At 40.4% G+C, this 18,933-nt stretch carries 12 protein-coding genes; 6 read left to right on the top strand and 6 right to left on the bottom strand.

What is annotated here, in order from left to right:
• Positions 1–456 precede the first annotated feature (456 nt).
• A complete protein-coding gene (guaA, locus tag KJR31_RS00825; RefSeq protein ID WP_214261647.1) occupies positions 457–2,019 on the bottom strand; it encodes a glutamine-hydrolyzing GMP synthase in 1,563 nt (520 codons plus the stop codon).
• A gap of 140 nt (positions 2,020–2,159) precedes the next feature.
• On the opposite strand from guaA, the gene KJR31_RS00830 reads away from it, so the two are divergent.
• Together KJR31_RS00830 and metK are read left to right on the top strand one after the other, a co-directional pair.
• Positions 2,160–2,858: a GntR family transcriptional regulator gene (locus KJR31_RS00830; protein ID WP_074324254.1), complete on the top strand. Its 699-nt coding sequence runs from the start codon at positions 2,160–2,162 to the stop codon at positions 2,856–2,858.
• A gap of 236 nt (positions 2,859–3,094) precedes the next feature.
• Positions 3,095–4,285 carry a methionine adenosyltransferase gene (metK, locus tag KJR31_RS00835; protein WP_214261648.1) on the top strand — a complete coding sequence of 397 codons (1,191 nt, stop codon included), beginning with the start codon at positions 3,095–3,097 and terminating at the stop codon, positions 4,283–4,285.
• 46 nt (positions 4,286–4,331) lie between these two features.
• On the opposite strand, the gene KJR31_RS00840 is transcribed toward metK, so the two are convergent.
• The 5 genes from KJR31_RS00840 to KJR31_RS00860 all read right to left on the bottom strand — a co-directional run bounded on the left by KJR31_RS00840 (position 4,332) and on the right by KJR31_RS00860 (position 8,756).
• Positions 4,332–4,964, bottom strand: a complete 633-nt coding sequence (locus tag KJR31_RS00840) for a GNAT family N-acetyltransferase (protein ID WP_214261649.1) — start codon at positions 4,962–4,964, stop codon at positions 4,332–4,334.
• Positions 4,965–5,133: 169 nt separating this feature from the next.
• On the bottom strand, positions 5,134–5,433 hold the full coding sequence (locus KJR31_RS00845; RefSeq protein ID WP_016465570.1) for a DUF1827 family protein: 300 nt from the start codon (positions 5,431–5,433) through the stop codon (positions 5,134–5,136).
• A 63-nt stretch (positions 5,434–5,496) separates the two neighbouring features.
• On the bottom strand, positions 5,497–5,946 hold the full coding sequence (locus KJR31_RS00850) for an NUDIX hydrolase (RefSeq protein WP_214261650.1): 450 nt from the start codon (positions 5,944–5,946) through the stop codon (positions 5,497–5,499).
• An 89-nt stretch (positions 5,947–6,035) separates the two neighbouring features.
• Positions 6,036–8,285: an ATP-dependent Clp protease ATP-binding subunit gene (locus KJR31_RS00855; protein WP_214261651.1), complete on the bottom strand. Its 2,250-nt coding sequence runs from the start codon at positions 8,283–8,285 to the stop codon at positions 6,036–6,038.
• A 240-nt stretch (positions 8,286–8,525) separates the two neighbouring features.
• Positions 8,526–8,756 carry a DUF1797 family protein gene (locus KJR31_RS00860; protein WP_004253825.1) on the bottom strand — a complete coding sequence of 77 codons (231 nt, stop codon included), beginning with the start codon at positions 8,754–8,756 and terminating at the stop codon, positions 8,526–8,528.
• A gap of 205 nt (positions 8,757–8,961) precedes the next feature.
• On the opposite strand from KJR31_RS00860, the gene KJR31_RS00865 reads away from it, so the two are divergent.
• From KJR31_RS00865 to KJR31_RS00880, 4 genes are all read left to right on the top strand, one after another.
• On the top strand, positions 8,962–9,645 hold the full coding sequence (locus tag KJR31_RS00865; RefSeq protein WP_045615436.1) for an amino acid ABC transporter permease: 684 nt from the start codon (positions 8,962–8,964) through the stop codon (positions 9,643–9,645).
• Positions 9,645–10,379 (top strand): amino acid ABC transporter ATP-binding protein, encoded by a 735-nt coding sequence (locus tag KJR31_RS00870; protein WP_214261652.1) that lies wholly within the window; start codon positions 9,645–9,647, stop codon positions 10,377–10,379. Before KJR31_RS00865 ends, KJR31_RS00870 begins: the two co-directional genes overlap by 1 nt.
• A gap of 131 nt (positions 10,380–10,510) precedes the next feature.
• Entirely contained in the window at positions 10,511–11,368 is an 858-nt protein-coding gene (locus KJR31_RS00875) for a bifunctional methylenetetrahydrofolate dehydrogenase/methenyltetrahydrofolate cyclohydrolase (RefSeq protein WP_250319663.1), read from the top strand.
• Positions 11,369–11,602: 234 nt separating this feature from the next.
• Positions 11,603–18,892 (top strand): SIALI-17 repeat-containing surface protein, encoded by a 7,290-nt coding sequence (locus KJR31_RS00880; RefSeq protein WP_214261654.1) that lies wholly within the window; start codon positions 11,603–11,605, stop codon positions 18,890–18,892.
• The last annotated feature ends 41 nt before the right edge of the window (positions 18,893–18,933 follow it).

Raw genomic sequence — 18,933 nt, forward strand, 5'->3', positions numbered from 1 at the left:
AATTTAAACAATATGTAGATGAAGGTTATCTAGTATATTTATATGCTCCGAGAGTGATAAATTTAGATAAGATTGAAAATGTAGTTAGCATAGGGAACAACGATTTGTTAGATTTCTATAAGTAGTATAAGTTAATTCTTACAGACCTAAACTATTCATATGTTTAAAAGATACTGATTAAATTTTATGAAATTAATAAGTAAAATTAGTTCTAAGAAAACGTGGTTTTACTCTATCTTTAAAACAACTGTGAACTGTTTTTTCAAAACCAGGCATTAAGAAAGTTAGTAAAGCATCAAATAATAGAAGAATAAAATTTAATATAAAAAACCTCACCAGAAAAATTCTGGTGGGGTTTTTGGTGGGGAACCAATCAATTTTGACTGATTTTTAACCTTTTATAATAACTGAAAATGCTGTTAAATCAACCATTTCACTTCAAATCATGTTTATAAATCATTCCCACTCTACAGTTGCAGGTGGTTTACTTGTGATATCATAGACGATGCGGTTGACGTGATCAACTTCATTTACGATACGAACTGAGATTTTTTGGAGTACTTCCCATGGAATCTTCGCAAAATCAGCTGTCATTCCATCGATAGAAGTGATAGCGCGGATAGCGATAGTGTAGTCATAAGTACGACCATCTCCCATAACACCTACTGAACGAACGCCAGTGTTAACAGTGAAGTATTGCCAGATGTCGCGGTCAAGACCTGCTTTAGCGATTTCTTCACGAAGGATAGCATCTGATTCACGAACTGTTTCAAGTTTTTCTTCAGTGATTTCACCCATGACACGGATGGCAAGACCTGGACCTGGGAATGGTTGGCGCCATACGATATTATCTGGCATACCAAGCTCAGTACCGAGGGCACGAACTTCATCTTTGTAAAGAGTGTTAAGTGGCTCGATGAGTTCAAACTGCATGTCTTCTGGAAGTCCACCAACGTTGTGGTGAGACTTGATTGTTTGAGCGGTATCTGTACCTGACTCTATAACGTCTGTATAAAGAGTACCTTGAGCAAGGAATTTCACATCTTTTAGTTTACTTGCTTCGTCATCAAAGACATAAACAAACTCGTTACCGATAATCTTACGTTTTTGTTCTGGATCAGACACACCAGCCAATTTATCAAGGAAACGTTTGGCAGCGTCTGCTTTGACAATGTTCAAACCAAACTTACCACCAAGCATATCCATAACTTGGTCAGCTTCACCTTTACGGAGAAGACCGTGGTCTACAAAGATACAGATTAATTGATCACCGATAGCTTTTTGGAGCAGAACCCCGACAACAGAAGAGTCAACACCACCAGAGAGACCAAGGAGGACACGTTTGTCTCCAACTTTCTCACGGATTTGTTTGATTTGCATCTCGATAAAGTTATCCATAGTCCAGTCACCTTTGGCACCACAGATATTCAAGGCAAAGTTACGAAGGATATCATAGCCGTGAACTGAATGACGAACCTCTGGGTGGAATTGGATACCATAGATTTTCTTGTCTGGATTTTCGATTGATGCATAAGGACAGTCAGCTGATGTACCAGTACGAATGAAATCAGCAGGGATTTCTGTAACAGCATCTCCGTGGCTCATCAAGACAAGTTGTTCTTCTGGAGTTCCAGCAAAAAGAGCAGATTCTGTGTGAGTCAATGTTGATTGACCGTATTCACGGTTACCAGCATCGCCTGCAGGAACAACCTTACCACCAAGCTTGTGAGTCAATAGCTGCATACCATAGCAGATCCCCAAAATCGGAATTCCAAGTTCAAAAATCTCTGGATCAATATCAAATGATCCTTCTTCGTAAACAGAGTTTGGACCACCTGAAAGTACAATCCCGATAGGATTGATAGCACGGACTTCGTCAGCCGAAATCTTGTGACTTTTTAGTTCTGAAAAGACACCAATCTCACGGATACGGCGTGAGATAAGTTGGTTATACTGGCTACCATAGTCCAGTACGATGATCTTTTCGACATCTTGCAAATCAGTTGAAATGTTGCTCATCTTTTCCCTTTCTTCAAAGAAATATCTTCTTGAATATTCTATCATAAAAGGGTTAGAATTACCAACCAAACAAGTGCGGTTTGACTTTTCCCTATGAGTTACGGTACAATGGAAAAAATAAAGAAAAGAAGTGATCAAGCATGTTACCAGCTTATATGAAAATCCACGACCAAATCAAGAAAGACATTGATGAGGGAAGTTGGAAAATTGGGGAAAGACTTCCAAGTGAGCGAGATTTAGCAGAAGAATTTGCCGTTAGCCGCATGACCTTACGTCAAGCAATCTCTCTTTTGGTTGAAGAAGGGGTTTTGGAACGACGTGTAGGTAGTGGGACCTTTGTTTCAAGTACACGTGTTCAGGAAAGAATGCGTGGAACAACTAGTTTTACGGAGATTGTTAAAGCTCAAGGGAGAACTCCGTCTAGTCACTTGATTTCTTATCGCCGAACCATTCCAAATGAGCAAGAAGTGGCTAAACTAGGTTTACTGCCAACTGACAATATCATTCGTATGGAGCGTGTTCGCTATGCCGATAAAGTTCCTGTTGTCTATGAAGTGGCGTCGATTCCTGAGAAATTTATCAAAAATTTCAAAAAAGAAGAAGTAACCAAGCACTTCTTTCAAACCTTGCAAGAGCATGGTTATCGAATTGGTAAATCTCACCAGACCATATATGCGCGTTTAGCAAAAGAAAAGATAGCTCATTACTTAGAAGTTGAAAAAGGGCATGCTATTTTAGGTTTGACTCAGGTTTCTTACTTTGATGACGGAACGGCTTTTGAGTATGTAAAGAGCCAATACGTCGGAGAACGGTTTGAATTTTATCTAGAAAATAATTAGTTTATAACATCACTCTTAGAGTAGAAACTCATCTATTTTAAGAGTTTTTATTTGCTTCAGATTAGAAAACATTTTCCTAGTAAGAAAAATAGCAATCGTACGAGTATTTTTCAAAGATTCGTGTTATAATAGTTAGGTTATATGGTCCCGATAAGGTGGTGGGATTGGTTGTAAATACTCTTCCTACCAGTTCTTTGTAACTCTATAACGAATATTTTTTAAGGGGGGACATTTTTATGTCAGAACGTAAATTATTCACGTCTGAATCTGTATCTGAGGGGCATCCAGATAAGATTGCAGACCAAATTTCAGATGCTATCTTGGATGCTATTTTAGAGCAAGATCCAGAGGCACACGTTGCGGCTGAAACAGCTGTTTATACTGGTTCCGTACATGTTTTCGGTGAAATTTCAACAAATGCTTATGTGGATATTAACCGTGTTGTTCGCGATACGATTGCAGAAATTGGCTATACCAATACAGAATATGGTTTCTCTGCTGAGACGGTAGGGGTACATCCATCTTTGGTGGAACAATCTCCTGACATTGCCCAAGGGGTTAATGAAGCCCTAGAAGTTCGTGGGAATGCAGACCAAGATCCACTTGACTTGATTGGAGCTGGAGACCAAGGTCTCATGTTTGGTTTTGCAGTGGATGAAACAGAAGAACTCATGCCATTACCGATTTCACTTAGTCACAAGTTGGTTCGTCGTTTGGCAGAGCTCCGCAAATCTGGTGAAATCAGCTATCTTCGTCCAGATGCCAAATCACAGGTCACTGTTGAGTATGATGGAAATGACCGTCCAGTGCGCGTGGATACAGTTGTTATTTCAACTCAACACGATCCAGAAGTGAGTAATGACCAAATCCACGAAGATGTGATTAATAAGGTCATCAAGGAAGTGATTCCAGCTTCTTATCTTGACGACGAAACTAAATTCTTCATCAATCCAACAGGTCGTTTCGTTATCGGAGGACCTCAAGGAGATTCAGGTTTGACTGGTCGTAAAATCATCGTGGATACCTATGGTGGTTATTCACGTCACGGTGGTGGTGCCTTCTCTGGTAAGGATGCGACTAAGGTGGACCGTTCAGCTTCTTATGCAGCTCGCTACATTGCTAAAAACATTGTTGCTGCAGGTCTTGCTAAGAAAGCAGAAGTGCAATTGGCTTACGCGATTGGGGTGGCTCACCCTGTATCTGTTCGTATCGATACCTTCGGTACAGGAACAGTTGCTGAAAGCAAATTAGAAGCAGCAGCGCGTCAAATCTTTGACCTTCGCCCAGCAGGAATCATCCAAATGCTGGACCTCAAACGTCCAATCTACCGTCAAACAGCGGCTTATGGACATATGGGGCGTACAGATATTGATCTTCCATGGGAACGCTTGGATAAGGTTGATGCCTTGAAAGAAGCAGTGAAATAAAAAAGAAAAAGATTGGTCTAAGGGCCAATCTTTTTTTAGTTTATAATTACTTATCTAGTATTTTTACAAAAGCCCAGTTTCCAATTGACTTTGTTCCGTAGTCTAATACCATGGAATCCAGTAATTCATACTTGTTTTTTTCATAGAAACACACATTTTTCTCAGTGCTGGTGATTAAGCCTAGACGTTTGCAACCTTTGGCTTTAAGATAGGGTTCAACACCTTCTTGTAGGAATGCACTCCCGATTCCTTGGTTTTGGATTGAAGCGTTGACTCCTAACATCATCAAATACCAGTCAAAATTTCCTGATCTTTTCAAATGCTGTTCGGAACGTTCCACCAAATCAAGATATTTCAAGAGATTGCGAGGAGTAATAAAACGGAAAAGCTTGACCATACCATTCAACAAATAAGAAAGAATAGAAAAATCCTTTTGTTGCAGGAGGGCAACGGCCATGATTTCCCCGTCTTGTTCAGCTATCAGACAGGTCTCTCCTTTGATATAGAGTTTGGTCAGAAGGCTATCCAATAATTCTAAAAATGCTGGGTAATATTCTGGTTTCTTTAAATCATCTTTGATAAGAGTCATGAAAGGGTAGTCCATAAAGGCACCAGCCAATACTTTTCCAATTTTTTGATATTCATCTAGCCTGGCTTCTCTGTATACTATTTCTTTCATATCAAACTCCTTCATTAAAATCTCTCTATCTATTATAACGAAATTTCTCATATTTTTCGATTAAAGTGTGAATTTTTCACAAAAAGTTTAGACATGGTGGTTATTTTAGAAATGTACAGAAAAAAAGCATTAAAATACCCCGCAGTTTTAACTGTAGGGTAGATTAATTCTATTTTGTAGGGATTGAAATCTCAATCAATTTATCAGAATAGAGGGTTTTAATATTTGCTTCATCAATAACTTGTTTATCAATTTTACGATTTAAGAAGAATTCTTGGATTTTCTCAATTTCTTTTTCACGGATTGCACGATGTTTATTGGAAATGAGGATTTCGTAATGAAGCGGTGCCTGAGTAAAAATAACATCTGTGTTACCTGCAGAATAGACTTCTACAAGAGTTGCGTCAGTGCTTTCTAACTGACTTTTAACAAGAAGCGAGTGTGAATTTGTAGTATTGATGAGCTTCATAAGGTTTCCTCCTATATTTCTATGTCTATTATAGCACTTTTTGAGAAATTTGGTAAAGATAGTTTAAATTTGATGTTGTTTTTTCCAAGCTTCAATCGCCCATTTGTGACTTCCACGTTTTAAGTTAGTAATAGCTTCATCGATTGGGAACCAAGCTAGATGATTGAAGTCTTCGAGAGGTTTTTGAATTTCTTGGTAAGAAGTGGTTTCGTAGAGATAGGCTGGATTGTAGTAGTAGGTATCACGATGGCTGGAATAGAAATATTCATCAGCTTGCCCGTAGTAGGTGCCGATTTCAGCTGTAAATCCTAATTCTTCAATCAATTCTCGTTTGAGAGCTTCAAGGTGATTTTCACCTTCTTCAATTTCGCCCCCTGGTAAGAACCATGCACCATTTGGAGCTTGTACGAGGATAATCTTTTCATGGTTTTGGTCTGGAATGACTGCATAAACCCCATATCGATTTTTGTAGGTTACTCCCTCTTTTTTTTCTCCAAATGTTGGAATTGTCATAAGATTCTCCTTCGTGAGTGCGCTTTCTTTCTATAATAGTAAAGAATGTTCTCACTGTCAAGCAAGAACATTCTTTTGTATGTGAGGAACTAGTCGTTTGACTCGACTGTTTCAGTTTTATTTTTGGACTTAATCACGATTTTACCTTTACTTGTCATGACTGCCTTGAGGTCTTTTTCACTTGGATTTTCAAGGTAGTAGTCTGTAATGGCATCTTCGATATAGTCTTGGATGGTACGACGGAGTGGACGAGCTCCCATTTTTGGATCGTAACCAAGGTCTACAAGTTTTTCTTTAACCTTATCTGTTACATCTAAGTGGATGTTATTGCTTGAGAGACGTTTATTCACATCATCCAGCATGAGGTCAACGATTTGTAGGAGATTTTCCTTGCTGAGAGCCTTAAATTCAATAATACCATCAAAGCGGTTCATGAATTCTGGACTAAAGAAGTTGCCTAATTCTCCAAGGACAGAGTTTGTACGACCTTCTCTAGCTGCACCAAATCCAACACTAGCTTCAGCTTTTCCAGTACCTGCATTTGAGGTCATGATAATGATGGCATCCTTAAAGCTAACAGTTCGCCCTTGACCGTCCGTTAAACGGCCATCATCCAATACTTGAAGGAACATATGCATGACATCTGGATGGGCCTTTTCAACTTCATCCAATAGGATCAGTGAGTAGGGGTTACGACGGACTTTTTCGGTCAATTGTCCAGCCTCATCATAACCGACGTATCCTGGAGGGGCACCGACGAGTTTGGCAACACTATGTTTTTCCATGTATTCGCTCATATCAAAGCGAATCATGCTGTCAGCAGAACCAAAGAGTTCGATGGCTAGTTGTTTAGAAAGTTCTGTCTTACCGACACCAGTAGGACCAACAAAGAGGAAGCTACCAATTGGACGGTTTGGAGTACCTAAACCAACACGGTTACGACGGATAGCCTTGGCAATCTTATCAACAGCATCATCTTGACCGATAACATGAGCCTTGAGGTCATCTGCTAGGTTGATCAGTTGAGACTGTTCTTTTTCTTTCAAATCACCAACCGGAATATTGGTCTTTTGTTCAATAATGTGTTCAATCGTCTTTTCGCTGATGATTGGGGTATCTTGATCCGTTACCTTAGTCTTTTGCATTTCCTTATATTTGGCAATCTGGTCACGGAAGTAGGCTGCTTTTTCAAAGTCTTCGTCTCGAGTTGCTTGAGCCTTGAGATTTTCTGCTTCGATTAAGCGTTGGTCGATGACCTTAGGATCCACAAAATTCAAGGTTAAGTTCATTTTTGAACCAGCTTCATCTAGAAGGTCAATAGCCTTATCTGGCAAGAAACGATCTTGGATGTAGCGGTTAGAAAGAGTAGCAGCCGCTTCGATAGCTCCGTCAGTATAATGAACGTGGTGGTAATCTTCGTATTTCTTTTGAATACCTTTAAGGATAATAATAGTCTCTTCCACAGTTGGTTCATCAACTTTGACAGGTTGCATACGGCGCTCAAGGGCTGCATCCTTTTCGATGATGCGGTATTCATTGAGGGTAGTAGCACCCACTAACTGAAGTTCGCCACGAGATAGGGCTGGTTTGAGGATATTGCCTGCATCCATATTCCCGTCTCCAGCAGAACCAGCACCGACAATTTCGTGAATTTCGTCGATAAAGAGGATGACATCTTTGCGCTCACGGATTTCTTCCATGAGTTTTTGCATGCGCTCTTCGAACTGGCCACGAATTCCTGTGCCTTGAACAAGACTCACGACATCTAGGCGGATGACTTCTTTCCCTTGAAGTTTGTGGGGAACATCACCGTCTACAATTTTCTGTGCTAAGCCTTCGACAACTGCTGTCTTACCAACACCAGGCTCCCCAATCAGTACTGGGTTGTTTTTAGTTCTACGGTTGAGGATTTCAATGACACGGATGATTTCTTCGTCACGGCCGATAACTGGGTCGACATTTCCACGACGGGCAATCTCAGTTATATTGATACCATACTCATCCAAGAGGCCCTTTTCTTGGCTAGGAGGAGGTGTTTGAGCTGGTCCACGATTTTGAGAACCATAACCCCCATTACCACCGTATCCACCACCTGACTGGGTTGGAGGAACATTATTATTAGAAGAAGGTTTAAAGTTGTTCAAATCATTGAAGAAGTCTCCAAATGGATCAAAATCACGATTGTTTAAATCTGTAATGCCTTTGAATAAGCTATTGTTAGGATCTGTTTTGATAATTTTGTAGCAATTTTGGCAAAGATCGATTTGTTTTTGTTGCCCATTAAGATTTGTGTATAGATGGATTGTTGAGTCATTGATTTTACAATTTTGACAGAGCATACCTCTACCTCGTTTCTTTCTTGGATTTGACTAAAATAGAAAGGTCAAAAATAGTCAAAGTTCTTTAGTCTCATTATATCATGATTAAAGGGGAAAGCAAGCAAAAAGATTGCTTGTTAAAATTCAACATACTAGGCAATTCTTACTAGACTTTAGTGATAAAAAGAAAAATCCAATTTGTCATGCAAAAAGGATTTTCATTGGTCAAAGCAGGAGTATCCTCCAGCCCATATTCAACTATTAGTATAAAAGTTCGTAGATTTCCATCGCAATCAAGTCAATGCTATCAAATGTATACGTTTCACGAGCTTCAACGTCACGAAGTGTGAAAAGTGGTCCGTTTTCTTCGTCGTGGTTAAAAGCAACCTCTGCGACAACAACTCCTTCGCGTTCAAAGTTACGTTTTAAGTTACCACCATCTTTAGTCATTGCTTCTAAGCGATTGATGATTCTAACCAAATGTGATTCCATTTTGATTCTCCTCCATTTCTTATCTTTACTATTTTACCATAAACAGACTCTACTTGACTAGAAAAAAACTAAGATTTCTCGCTATTTCTATCGTCTTTGAAAATTTATTGAAAATATCAGGAGAAAATGTTGAATTTTTATGCAAAATATGTTATCCTTATACAAGTTTTAAGTTTAAATATTAAAAACAGAAAGTAGAGTATCCATGAATTTTTCTTTTTTACCGAAATATCTACCATATTTTAACTATGGTGCCGTTGTAACAATTATCATATCTATCTTGGTGGTCTTCTTGGGGACTATTCTAGGAGTGCTATTGGCCTTTGCACAACGTTCAAAGATTAAACCACTTGCCTGGTTTGCCAATCTATATATCTGGGTCTTCCGTGGGACTCCGATGATGGTGCAGATTATGATTGCTTTTGCCTTGATGCATATTAGTGCTCCGACTATTCAAATCGGGATTTTAGATGTTGATCTTACTCGTTTGATCCCAGGGATTATCATTATCTCTATGAATAGTGGTGCCTATGTATCAGAAACTGTTCGTGCTGGGATTAATGCAGTGCCAAAAGGACAATTAGAAGCAGCGTATTCACTAGGTATTCGCCCTAAGAATGCCATGCGCTATGTTATTTTGCCACAGGCTATCAAAAATATCTTGCCTTCTTTAGGAAATGAGTTTATCACTATTATCAAAGATAGCTCGCTCTTGTCAGCTATCGGAGTTATGGAATTGTGGAACGGTGCAACTACAGTGTCTACAACCACCTACTTACCTTTAACTCCACTTCTATTCGCAGCCTTTTACTACTTGATTATGACATCTATCTTGACACTAGCCTTGAAAGCTTTTGAAAATCGTATGGGACAAGGAGATAAGAAATAATGACTGAAACGCTAATTAAAATTGAAAACCTTCATAAAAGCTTTGGAAAGAATGAAGTTTTAAAAGGGATTGATCTTGAAATCAAAAAAGGGGAAGTAGTGGTCATTATTGGACCATCTGGTAGCGGTAAGTCAACCCTCCTTCGCTCCATGAATCTCCTCGAAGAAGCTACAAAAGGAAAGGTTATCTTTGAAGGTGTAGACATTACGGATAAGAAAAATGACCTTTTTGCCATGCGCGAAAAGATGGGAATGGTTTTCCAACAGTTCAATCTCTTCCCGAATATGACAGTCATGGAAAACATTACACTTTCTCCGATTAAGACTAAGGGAGAAAGTAAGGAAGTGGCTGAGAAGAGAGCGCATAAGCTCTTGGAAAAGGTTGGTTTGCCAGATAAGGCAAATGCCTATCCACAAAGTTTGTCGGGAGGGCAACAACAGCGTATCGCTATCGCGCGTGGTCTAGCCATGGAACCAGATGTCCTACTCTTTGATGAACCAACTTCTGCCCTAGACCCTGAGATGGTAGGGGAAGTACTTGCGGTTATGCAAGAACTTGCTAAGTCAGGAATGACTATGGTTATCGTAACGCATGAAATGGGCTTTGCTCGTGAAGTGGCAGATCGTGTCATCTTTATGGCTGATGGTGTTGTTGTCGAAGATGGAACGCCAGAGCAAGTCTTTGAACAAACCCAAGAACAAAGAACCAAAGATTTCTTGAGTAAGGTTTTGTAAAATATCATGAAAAGCTCTAAGTGGGCTTTTTCTTATAGTTTCAGACTATAGGGAATCTTAGGTAAGAAGTGTTAGAAGGTCGAGCGATTTTTTGTTATAATAGAGAATATTTGTTAGAAAAGAGAAAATACATGACACAGATTATTGATGGGAAGGCTTTAGCAACCAAGCTACAAGGACAACTGGCTGAAAAAACTGCGAAATTGAAGGACGAGACAGGTTTGGTTCCTGGATTAGTCGTTATTTTAGTAGGAGAAAATCCTGCTAGCCAGGTTTACGTTCGTAACAAGGAACGTTCAGCTATTGCAGCGGGCTTCCAAAGTGAAGTTGTACGTGTTCCGGAAACCATTACTCAAGAAGAATTGTTGGAGTTGATTGCCAAATACAACCAAGATCCAGCATGGCATGGAATCTTAGTCCAGTTGCCATTGCCAAAACACATCGATGAAGAGGCAGTTTTATTGGCTATTGACCCTGAAAAGGATGTAGATGGTTTTCATCCGCTCAACATGGGGCGTCTTTGGTCTGGTCACCCAGTGATGATTCCTTCAACTCCAGCAGGGATTATGGAGATGTTTCATGAGTATGGGATTGAGCTGGAAGGAAAAAATGCGGTCGTCATTGGTCGTTCAAATATTGTTGGGAAACCCATGGCTCAGTTGCTGTTAGCTAAAAATGCAACTGTAACCTTGACCCACTCACGCACTCACAATCTAGCCCAAGTAGCTTCTAAAGCCGACATTCTTGTAGTAGCAATCGGTCGTGCTAAGTTCGTGACTACTGATTTTGTCAAACCTGGGGCAGTTGTCATTGATGTGGGGATGAACAGAGATGAAAATGGCAAACTCTGTGGAGATGTTGACTACGATGCTGTAGCCCCAGTCGCTAGCCATATTACACCTGTACCTGGTGGAGTAGGACCTATGACCATTACCATGCTGATGGAGCAGACTTATCAGGCTGCATTGCGTAGTTTGGGTAAAGATTGATCATTTCTGTAATTATTGATAGATATTTCAAGACAAGTTCTAAAAAGAACTTGTTTTTTTGCTCGATTTCTACTAAAATTCCAGTAAAACTTCTACAAATTATTGAAAAAGTTCTACTATTTTGATATATTAAAAACATCAATATGTATATGCAAAAATAAGTAAGCGTCTAGAGGGAGGTTTATTTTTTGAAGAAAAATGTAATCGCTTACTACAATATAGAAAGGAACCATAATGGATAAGAGATTTTTTGAAAAACGGTGTCATTTTAGTATTCGTAAGTTTGCTATTGGTGCGGCTTCAGTTATGATTGGAGCTAGTATTTTTGGTCTTCAGGTAGCGCAAGCAGCTGAAGCAGAAACAGCTAGTCCTAGCGAAGAAACAATTCATCAAGTTCAACCTTTAGATAAACTTCCAGATGATCTAGCTGCAGCCATTGCAAAAGCTGAGCAAAATGGCCCACAAGATAAGGCTACTGAAAAAGAAGAAAATGATGCGGTTGAACCCGCAAAACCAGCAACGGAAGAAAAAGAGCCTGAGGTAACAAGTCCTAAGGAAGAAAAGAAAGCGGAAGTAGTCAGTCCTAAGGAAGATAAAGCTGAAAAACCAGCAACTGCAGTGGATGAAAAAGCGCCTACAGTTTCAGAAGCTAGTTCTGAAAAGCCAGCAGTTTTGGAAGAACATGCTACTGAAGCTAATCAGAATAAACCAGTAACTAGTGATAAAGTTAAGGAAGAAAATACTTCTGCAACAGCATTACCTCAAGTCACTAAGGAGAAAGAAAAAGAAGACCAACTTTTACAGGAAAGAAAACAAAATTTCAACAAAGACTGGTACTTTAAATTAAATGCTCAGGGTGATTTTTCTAAGAAAGATGTAGATGTTCATGATTGGTCTAAGTTGAACCTTCCTCATGACTGGAGTATTTATTTTGATTTTGATCATAAGTCTCCTGCCCGAAATGAAGGTGGCCAATTAAACGGTGGTACTGCTTGGTATCGCAAGACTTTCACTGTAGATGAAGCTGCAAAGGACAAAGATGTTCGTATCAATTTTGATGGAGTTTACATGGACTCTAAGGTCTATGTAAATGGTAAATTTGTTGGCCATTATCCTAGTGGTTACAATCATTTTTCATACGATATCACTGAATTTTTAACTAAAGATGGCAGTGAAAATACCATTGCTGTCCAAGTTACCAATAAACAGCCAAGTAGTCGTTGGTACTCAGGAAGTGGTATCTATCGTGATGTGACGCTGAGCTATCGTGACAAGGTACAAGTGGCTGAAAATGGAAATCATATTACAACTCCAAAATTAGCTGAACAAAAAGATGGCAATGTTGAAACACAAATCCAAAGCAAGATTAAAAACACTGCCAAAACTCTAGCCAAGGTATTTGTAGAGCAACAGATTTTCACCAAGGAAGGTAAGGCTGTTTCAGATTTAGTTCGTTCTGTAACCAAGAATTTGTCAGGAAATGAGACAGCAGACTTTAAGCAAACGATTTTGGTTAACAAGCCAACCCTCTGGACAACAAAAAGTTACCATCCTCAGCTCTATGTTCTAAAAACAAAGGTTTACAATGAAGGTCAGCTAGTTGATGTAACAGAAGATACTTTTGGTTATCGTTATTTCAACTGGACAGCCAAGGATGGCTTCTCTCTTAACGGTGAGAGAATGAAATTCCATGGGGTTAGTATTCACCATGACAATGGAGCCTTGGGAGCAGAAGAAAACTACAAGGCAACCTATCGTAAATTAAAACTCTTGAAGGATATGGGAGTTAACTCTATCCGTACAACCCACAATCCAGCAAGTCCACAATTGCTCGATGCTGCAGCAAATCTAGGACTTTTGGTGCAAGAAGAAGCCTTTGATACTTGGTATCGTGGTAAGAAAACGTATGACTATGGACGTTTCTTTGACCAAGACGCAACTCACCCAGAAGCTAAGAAGGGTGAAAAGTGGTCTGATTTTGACCTCAGAACCATGGTCGAACGAGATAAAAATAATCCATCCATCATCATGTGGTCGCTCGGTAATGAAGTGGATGAAGCAGATGGTGGAGAACGTTCACTAGAAACAGCCAAGCGCTTGAAAGCTGTCATCAAAGCTATCGATACAGAGCGCTATGTGACCATGGGTGAGAACAAATTTAGTAATAGGTCTACAGGAGAGTTCTTGAAATTGGCAGCAATCATGGATGCTGTCGGGATGAACTATGGTGAACGGAACTATGACGCTGTTCGTAGGGCTCATCCAGATTGGTTAATTTACGGTTCAGAAACTTCTTCAGCAACTCGAACTCGTGATTCCTACTTTGATCCTGCTCATTTACTCAGCCATGACAACCGTCGTAATCGTCATTATGAACAATCCGACTACGGAAATGACCGTGTTGGATGGGGGAGAACAGCTACTGAATCTTGGACTTTCGACCGTGATCGTGCCGGATATGCAGGTCAGTTCATCTGGACTGGTTTTGACTATATCGGTGAACCAACACCTTGGCATAACCAGGACAATACACCAGTGAAAAGCTCATTCTTCGGTATTATCGATACGGCTGGTTTGCCTAAGAATGATTTCTATCTCTACCGTAGTGAATGGTATAGTGCAAAAGAAAAACCAACAGTTCGTATCATGCCTCACTGGAATTGGACTGATGAGACACTTAGAGAACGCAATATGCTAGTCAATGGCAAGGTTCCTGTACGGACCTTCTCAAACGCTGCTAGTGTAGAATTATTGTTGAACAACAAGACTCTCGGCAAGAAAGAATTCACCAAGAAAACCACTGCGGATGGTCGACCTTATCATGAAGGTGCTAACCCTGGTGAATTGTATCTTGAGTGGTTGGTGGAATATAAACCAGGCACCTTGACTGCTATTGCTCGTGATGAAAATGGTAAAGAGATTGCGCGTGATAGTGTAACAACAGCAGGAGAACCTGCTAGAGTTCGTCTCACTAAGGAAGAACATGTTATCACTGCAGACGGTATAGATTTGTCTTATATCCATTATGAAATCGTTGATGAAGACGGCAATGTTGTGCCAACTGCAAATAATCTTGTTCATTTCAATCTTCATGGGCAAGGGCAAATCGTTGGTGTGGACAATGGAGAACAAGCTAGCCGTGAACGTTATAAAGCTCAGAAAGATGGTACATGGCAAAGAAAAGCCTTCAATGGTAAAGGTGTTGTCATTGTAAAATCTACTGAAAAAGAAGGGAAATTCACTCTTTATGCGGATTCTGCAGGCTTGGCTTCTGATCAAGCAACAGTCACAACCGTTTCAGGCAAGAAAGAAAATCGCCACTTTGTCGCTTTTGCCCCTGTTAAGGCAACTACTGATGTCAGCGAAAATCCTAAATTGCCAGAAACTGTGACAGCTATTTATAGCGATGGTAGTGTCGAAGAAAAAACAGTAACTTGGGATATTCCGGACAATCTCCGTGCAAGTGCTGGCGCGAAAAAAGTCCTAGGTAGTGTGGAAGGTATCGAATCCAAGGCTGAGGCCCTTGTCAAGGTCATTGCCCTTGATAAGTGGTTACCTAAAGTTGCAACTGTTCCTGTTGGTACAAGCGTAGAAGATTTGGATAAGACTGTTACAGCTGTTTTGTCAGATGGGAATTTGGTTGATGCGGATGTCGTTTCTTGGACCTTGAAAGATCCATCTGCCTTGACCAAAGAAGGTGGACGTACTGAAGCAATTGGTAAATTAGTAGGTAATGACTATGAGGTGAAAGCGACCTTTATCGCAAGTAATCAGGAAACCGAAAGCACTGTTACAGGTCTCACTGTTGGTGACAAGGCTCTTGCTGACTTTGAATCTGGAAAGACCTATTACCGAGTAACCCTTCCTTACAGTGCTGAGATTCCAAGTGTGGGTGCACAAACTACTGGCTACCAAGTAACAGTTCAACAGGCTTCGGCTGCTAATGATTATCAGGCTTCTGTGTTCTTGAGTAACCAAAAGGGTGATTTGGTTCAAACTTATTTGATTCAATTCGTGAAGGAAGCCCCTGCCTTGACACGCTTGGAAGTAAGTGTAGAAGGTAAAGAAAATGCAACAGAAGATCAAGTCCTCCCTTATCATGTCATTGGACATTACGAAGATGGTTCGCAGAGTGAATTTTCAGCATCAGATATTCACTTGGATGCTAGCTCTAGTGATGGTGGACATCTTGAAGTAAACGGACAGAACTTGCTACTTTACACTAAAGGAAGTGTAACCCTCACTCCTCGTATTGACAATCAATCTGATAAGACTCAATCTGTAGCCACTGTAGTGGCCATCAAAGAAAACAAAGTAGCCAAAAGAATTGTTAAGCTTCATCCTGTTTCAGTCTCTACAGATATCAATCAGCAACCGAATTTGCCTGATCAAATCGGAGCAGAATTTGACCAAGGTTTGCCTCGTAAGGTAGCTGTAACTTGGGACAAGGTAGATGCAAAAGAACTCGCTAGCTATCATAGCTTTACCCTTAAAGGTCATGTAGAAGGTACAGACATTGAAGCTGTAGCTAATGTGACTGTTGAAGGATTGCAGGTCGCAGAAGAAATCAGCCTTACTCTTCCTAAGGGTGAAACTGTTCAATTGCCAGCTAATGTACGCGCCTACCATTCTAATGGAACAACTGTTTATAAAGATGTCGTTTGGGACAAGGTTCCAGCCAACTTTAGCCAAACTGAAGGAATCTTTGAAATCAAAGGTCAATTGGTTGGAAGTCATTTGACTACCAAGGCTCATGTGCGTGTTTCCAGTCAGGTTGTTGCAGGAAATAATATCTCTAAACAATGGACTGGTTCACAATTGCCAGCAGCCATCGTATCCAATACTGGTGGGGATGATTCGGCAAATACCTTGAACGACTTGACAGTTTCAAGAGCCAATACAGATGTCAAGAATCGATGGACTACATGGCAAACTGGTACAGATAATGATTGGGCATCTATCTTATTTGGTAATTCAGGAGATTTGACCAAACGCTTTGTTGATAATCTTGCAGTTGATTTCTACACAGATGGTGCAATCGGACTTCCAAAAGAATATGTCATCGAATACTATGTTGGTCAAGAAATTCCAGATCTGCCAACTGATGTCAATCATGCTCAAGGAGATGCCAAGCATCCATTTAACAATGCCGCCAACTGGAAAGAAGTTGAACATCTCAAAGCACCAGGACAATTATCCTCAAGCCAAACTAACCACTTTACGTTTGACAAGGTTGAGACCTATGCAGTTCGTATTCGCATGAAGAAAGCAAATGGAACTGCCGGTGTCGGTTTGACTGAAATTACAATCCTAGGAAATAAGGTTCCAAGTGCTACAAGTTCAGACATTACGATCAAAGTAGATGGTCAAAAGCTTGAGCATTTCAATCCGTCTAAGACAGACTACCATATTGCTCAAACTAGTAAAGAAATCACTGCAACAGCTAGCAACAATGGTGTAGTAACGATTGTCCCTGCCACAAGTTCAACAGGAGCAACTCGTCTCATTTTGAAGGCAGAAGACGGAACCATCTTGAAAGAATACCGTATCTTCCGCGATGGTCAAAAAGAATCTACACAACCAGCAGCTGCAGAAAATGGTGCTGTGACATTAAATGTTGGTGATAAGCTTCAACTACCTACAGAAGTGACAGTCTATTATCCATCACAAACAGATTGGACGACAGATAAACTAGCCGTAGAATGGGATGGAGTCCCTGAACATGCGACAGACCAAGAAGGTACCTTTGAAGTGCTTGGTCATATCCTAGGAACAGACCTGACAACTAAGATGCAAGTAACCGTTCTTGCCAGAGGAAATCAAGTTATCTCTGAGAATGCAAGCAATAATGCGACTGATTCTAAAGCTTTTGCGTCTACCACAAACGATACCCAGGCTGCTTCTAATGATAGAATCTTCTATATCAACGATGGTCGATTTAATGAAGATGGACGTTGGACCAACTGGTCTCGTACTCCAAAAGACCAAGAGGTATCTGTAGGAGTACTCTTTAAGAAGAATGGTCAGATTACACCTAAATCGGTTGGAAAAGTAGCCATTCAGTTCTTCAAAGACAGTGGTACAGATGCACCAGCGACAATGGTACTCGAAAGATATGTTGGACCAGCTTATTCTGAACCAAGCACTATTTCACGTTATGAGGAAAATGCGGATCATCCGTTTAACAAGGCAGAGAATTGGCAAGAAATTCCTTATAAGGCATCTAGCGCAATCGAGGCTGGTAAACCAATCGAATTTACCTTTGATCCAATACAGACAACCGCTATTCGCGCACGTATGACTCGCAAATCAACCACTAATGGCCTCGCAATGGTTGAGTTTAGTGCTTTTTCTCCAGCTAAAGCAAGTGATTCAGAAACACCTGCAGTTACTATTTCAGTTGCTGGAAAAGCATTGGAAAACTTTGATTCTACTGTTTCAGAATATCGATTGACTTCAAATGGAGCGAAACCAAAAGTGACTGTCCAAACAAGTGGTCATGCTGTAGCGACTGTCGTTGAGTCAAGCCAAGACAATCTTCCAACACTTGTTCGACTTCTTGCTAAAGATGGTAGTCTCGTTAAAGAATATCGTCTTCACTTTGAGGCGGGTTCAGAAGCTAGTCATGCAGTGGATGATCAAGCTCTTGTCCTAGACCGTCCAAGTCTCGAAGTTGAGAAAGCTGTTATTCCATTTAAGGAAATTATTCGTGAGAATAGTGAACTAGCCAAAGATGAACGTCGTATCGTCTCAGAAGGTAAAAATGGAGAAAAAGTAGACTATGTCGAAATATTAGGAACAAGTCGTAAAATTGTTCACACTGAAACAATAGATGCAAAAGATCAAATTGTTGAAGTAGGAGTGAAAGCACTTGTTACAAGTAGCAAGGGTGACGAGCCAGCTCCTGTTCTTGAAATTCCAGAATACACAGCCCCTATTGGAACTGTAGGTGAGGAGCCAGCCCCAGTTGTCGAAGTCCCAGAATATAGCGACTTTATCGGTACTGCAGGTGACCAAGCAGCCCCAATCGTTGAAGTTCCAGAGTTCAAGGGCGGAGTTAATTGGGTCGAAGCCGCTAAAAATGAAGTTCCAGAGTTCAAGGGCGGAGCTAATTGGGTTGAAGCTGCTAAAAATGAAGTGCCTGAATTCAAGGGCGGAGTTAATTGGGTTGAAGCTGCTAAAAATGAAGTGCCTGAATTCAAGGGTGGAGTCAATGCTGTGCAAGCAGATAAGAACGAGCTCCCAGAATACACAGGTCCTTTAGGTACCTCAGGGAATCAAGCAGCTCCAACAATCGACAAACCTGTTGCCGATATTCGAGGTTTATCTGATAAACCTTCAGAAACTCAGGCTTCTGCTAAACAGACCCAGGGTTCACAAGTCCTTGAAAATACTTTAGGGAAAGCAGACTCAGCAAGACTTCCAGAAACTGGTGAAAGTCAATCTGATACAGCAATTTTCCTAGCAGGTCTCAGTCTAGCCTTATCAGCAGCATTCCTAAATGGCAAACGCAAGGAAGAATAATGACTCATAACTCATTATTCTTAAAAGGCTAATCATTATGA

Source organism: Streptococcus infantis (assembly GCF_018499575.1).
GTDB lineage: Bacteria > Bacillota > Bacilli > Lactobacillales > Streptococcaceae > Streptococcus > Streptococcus infantis_K.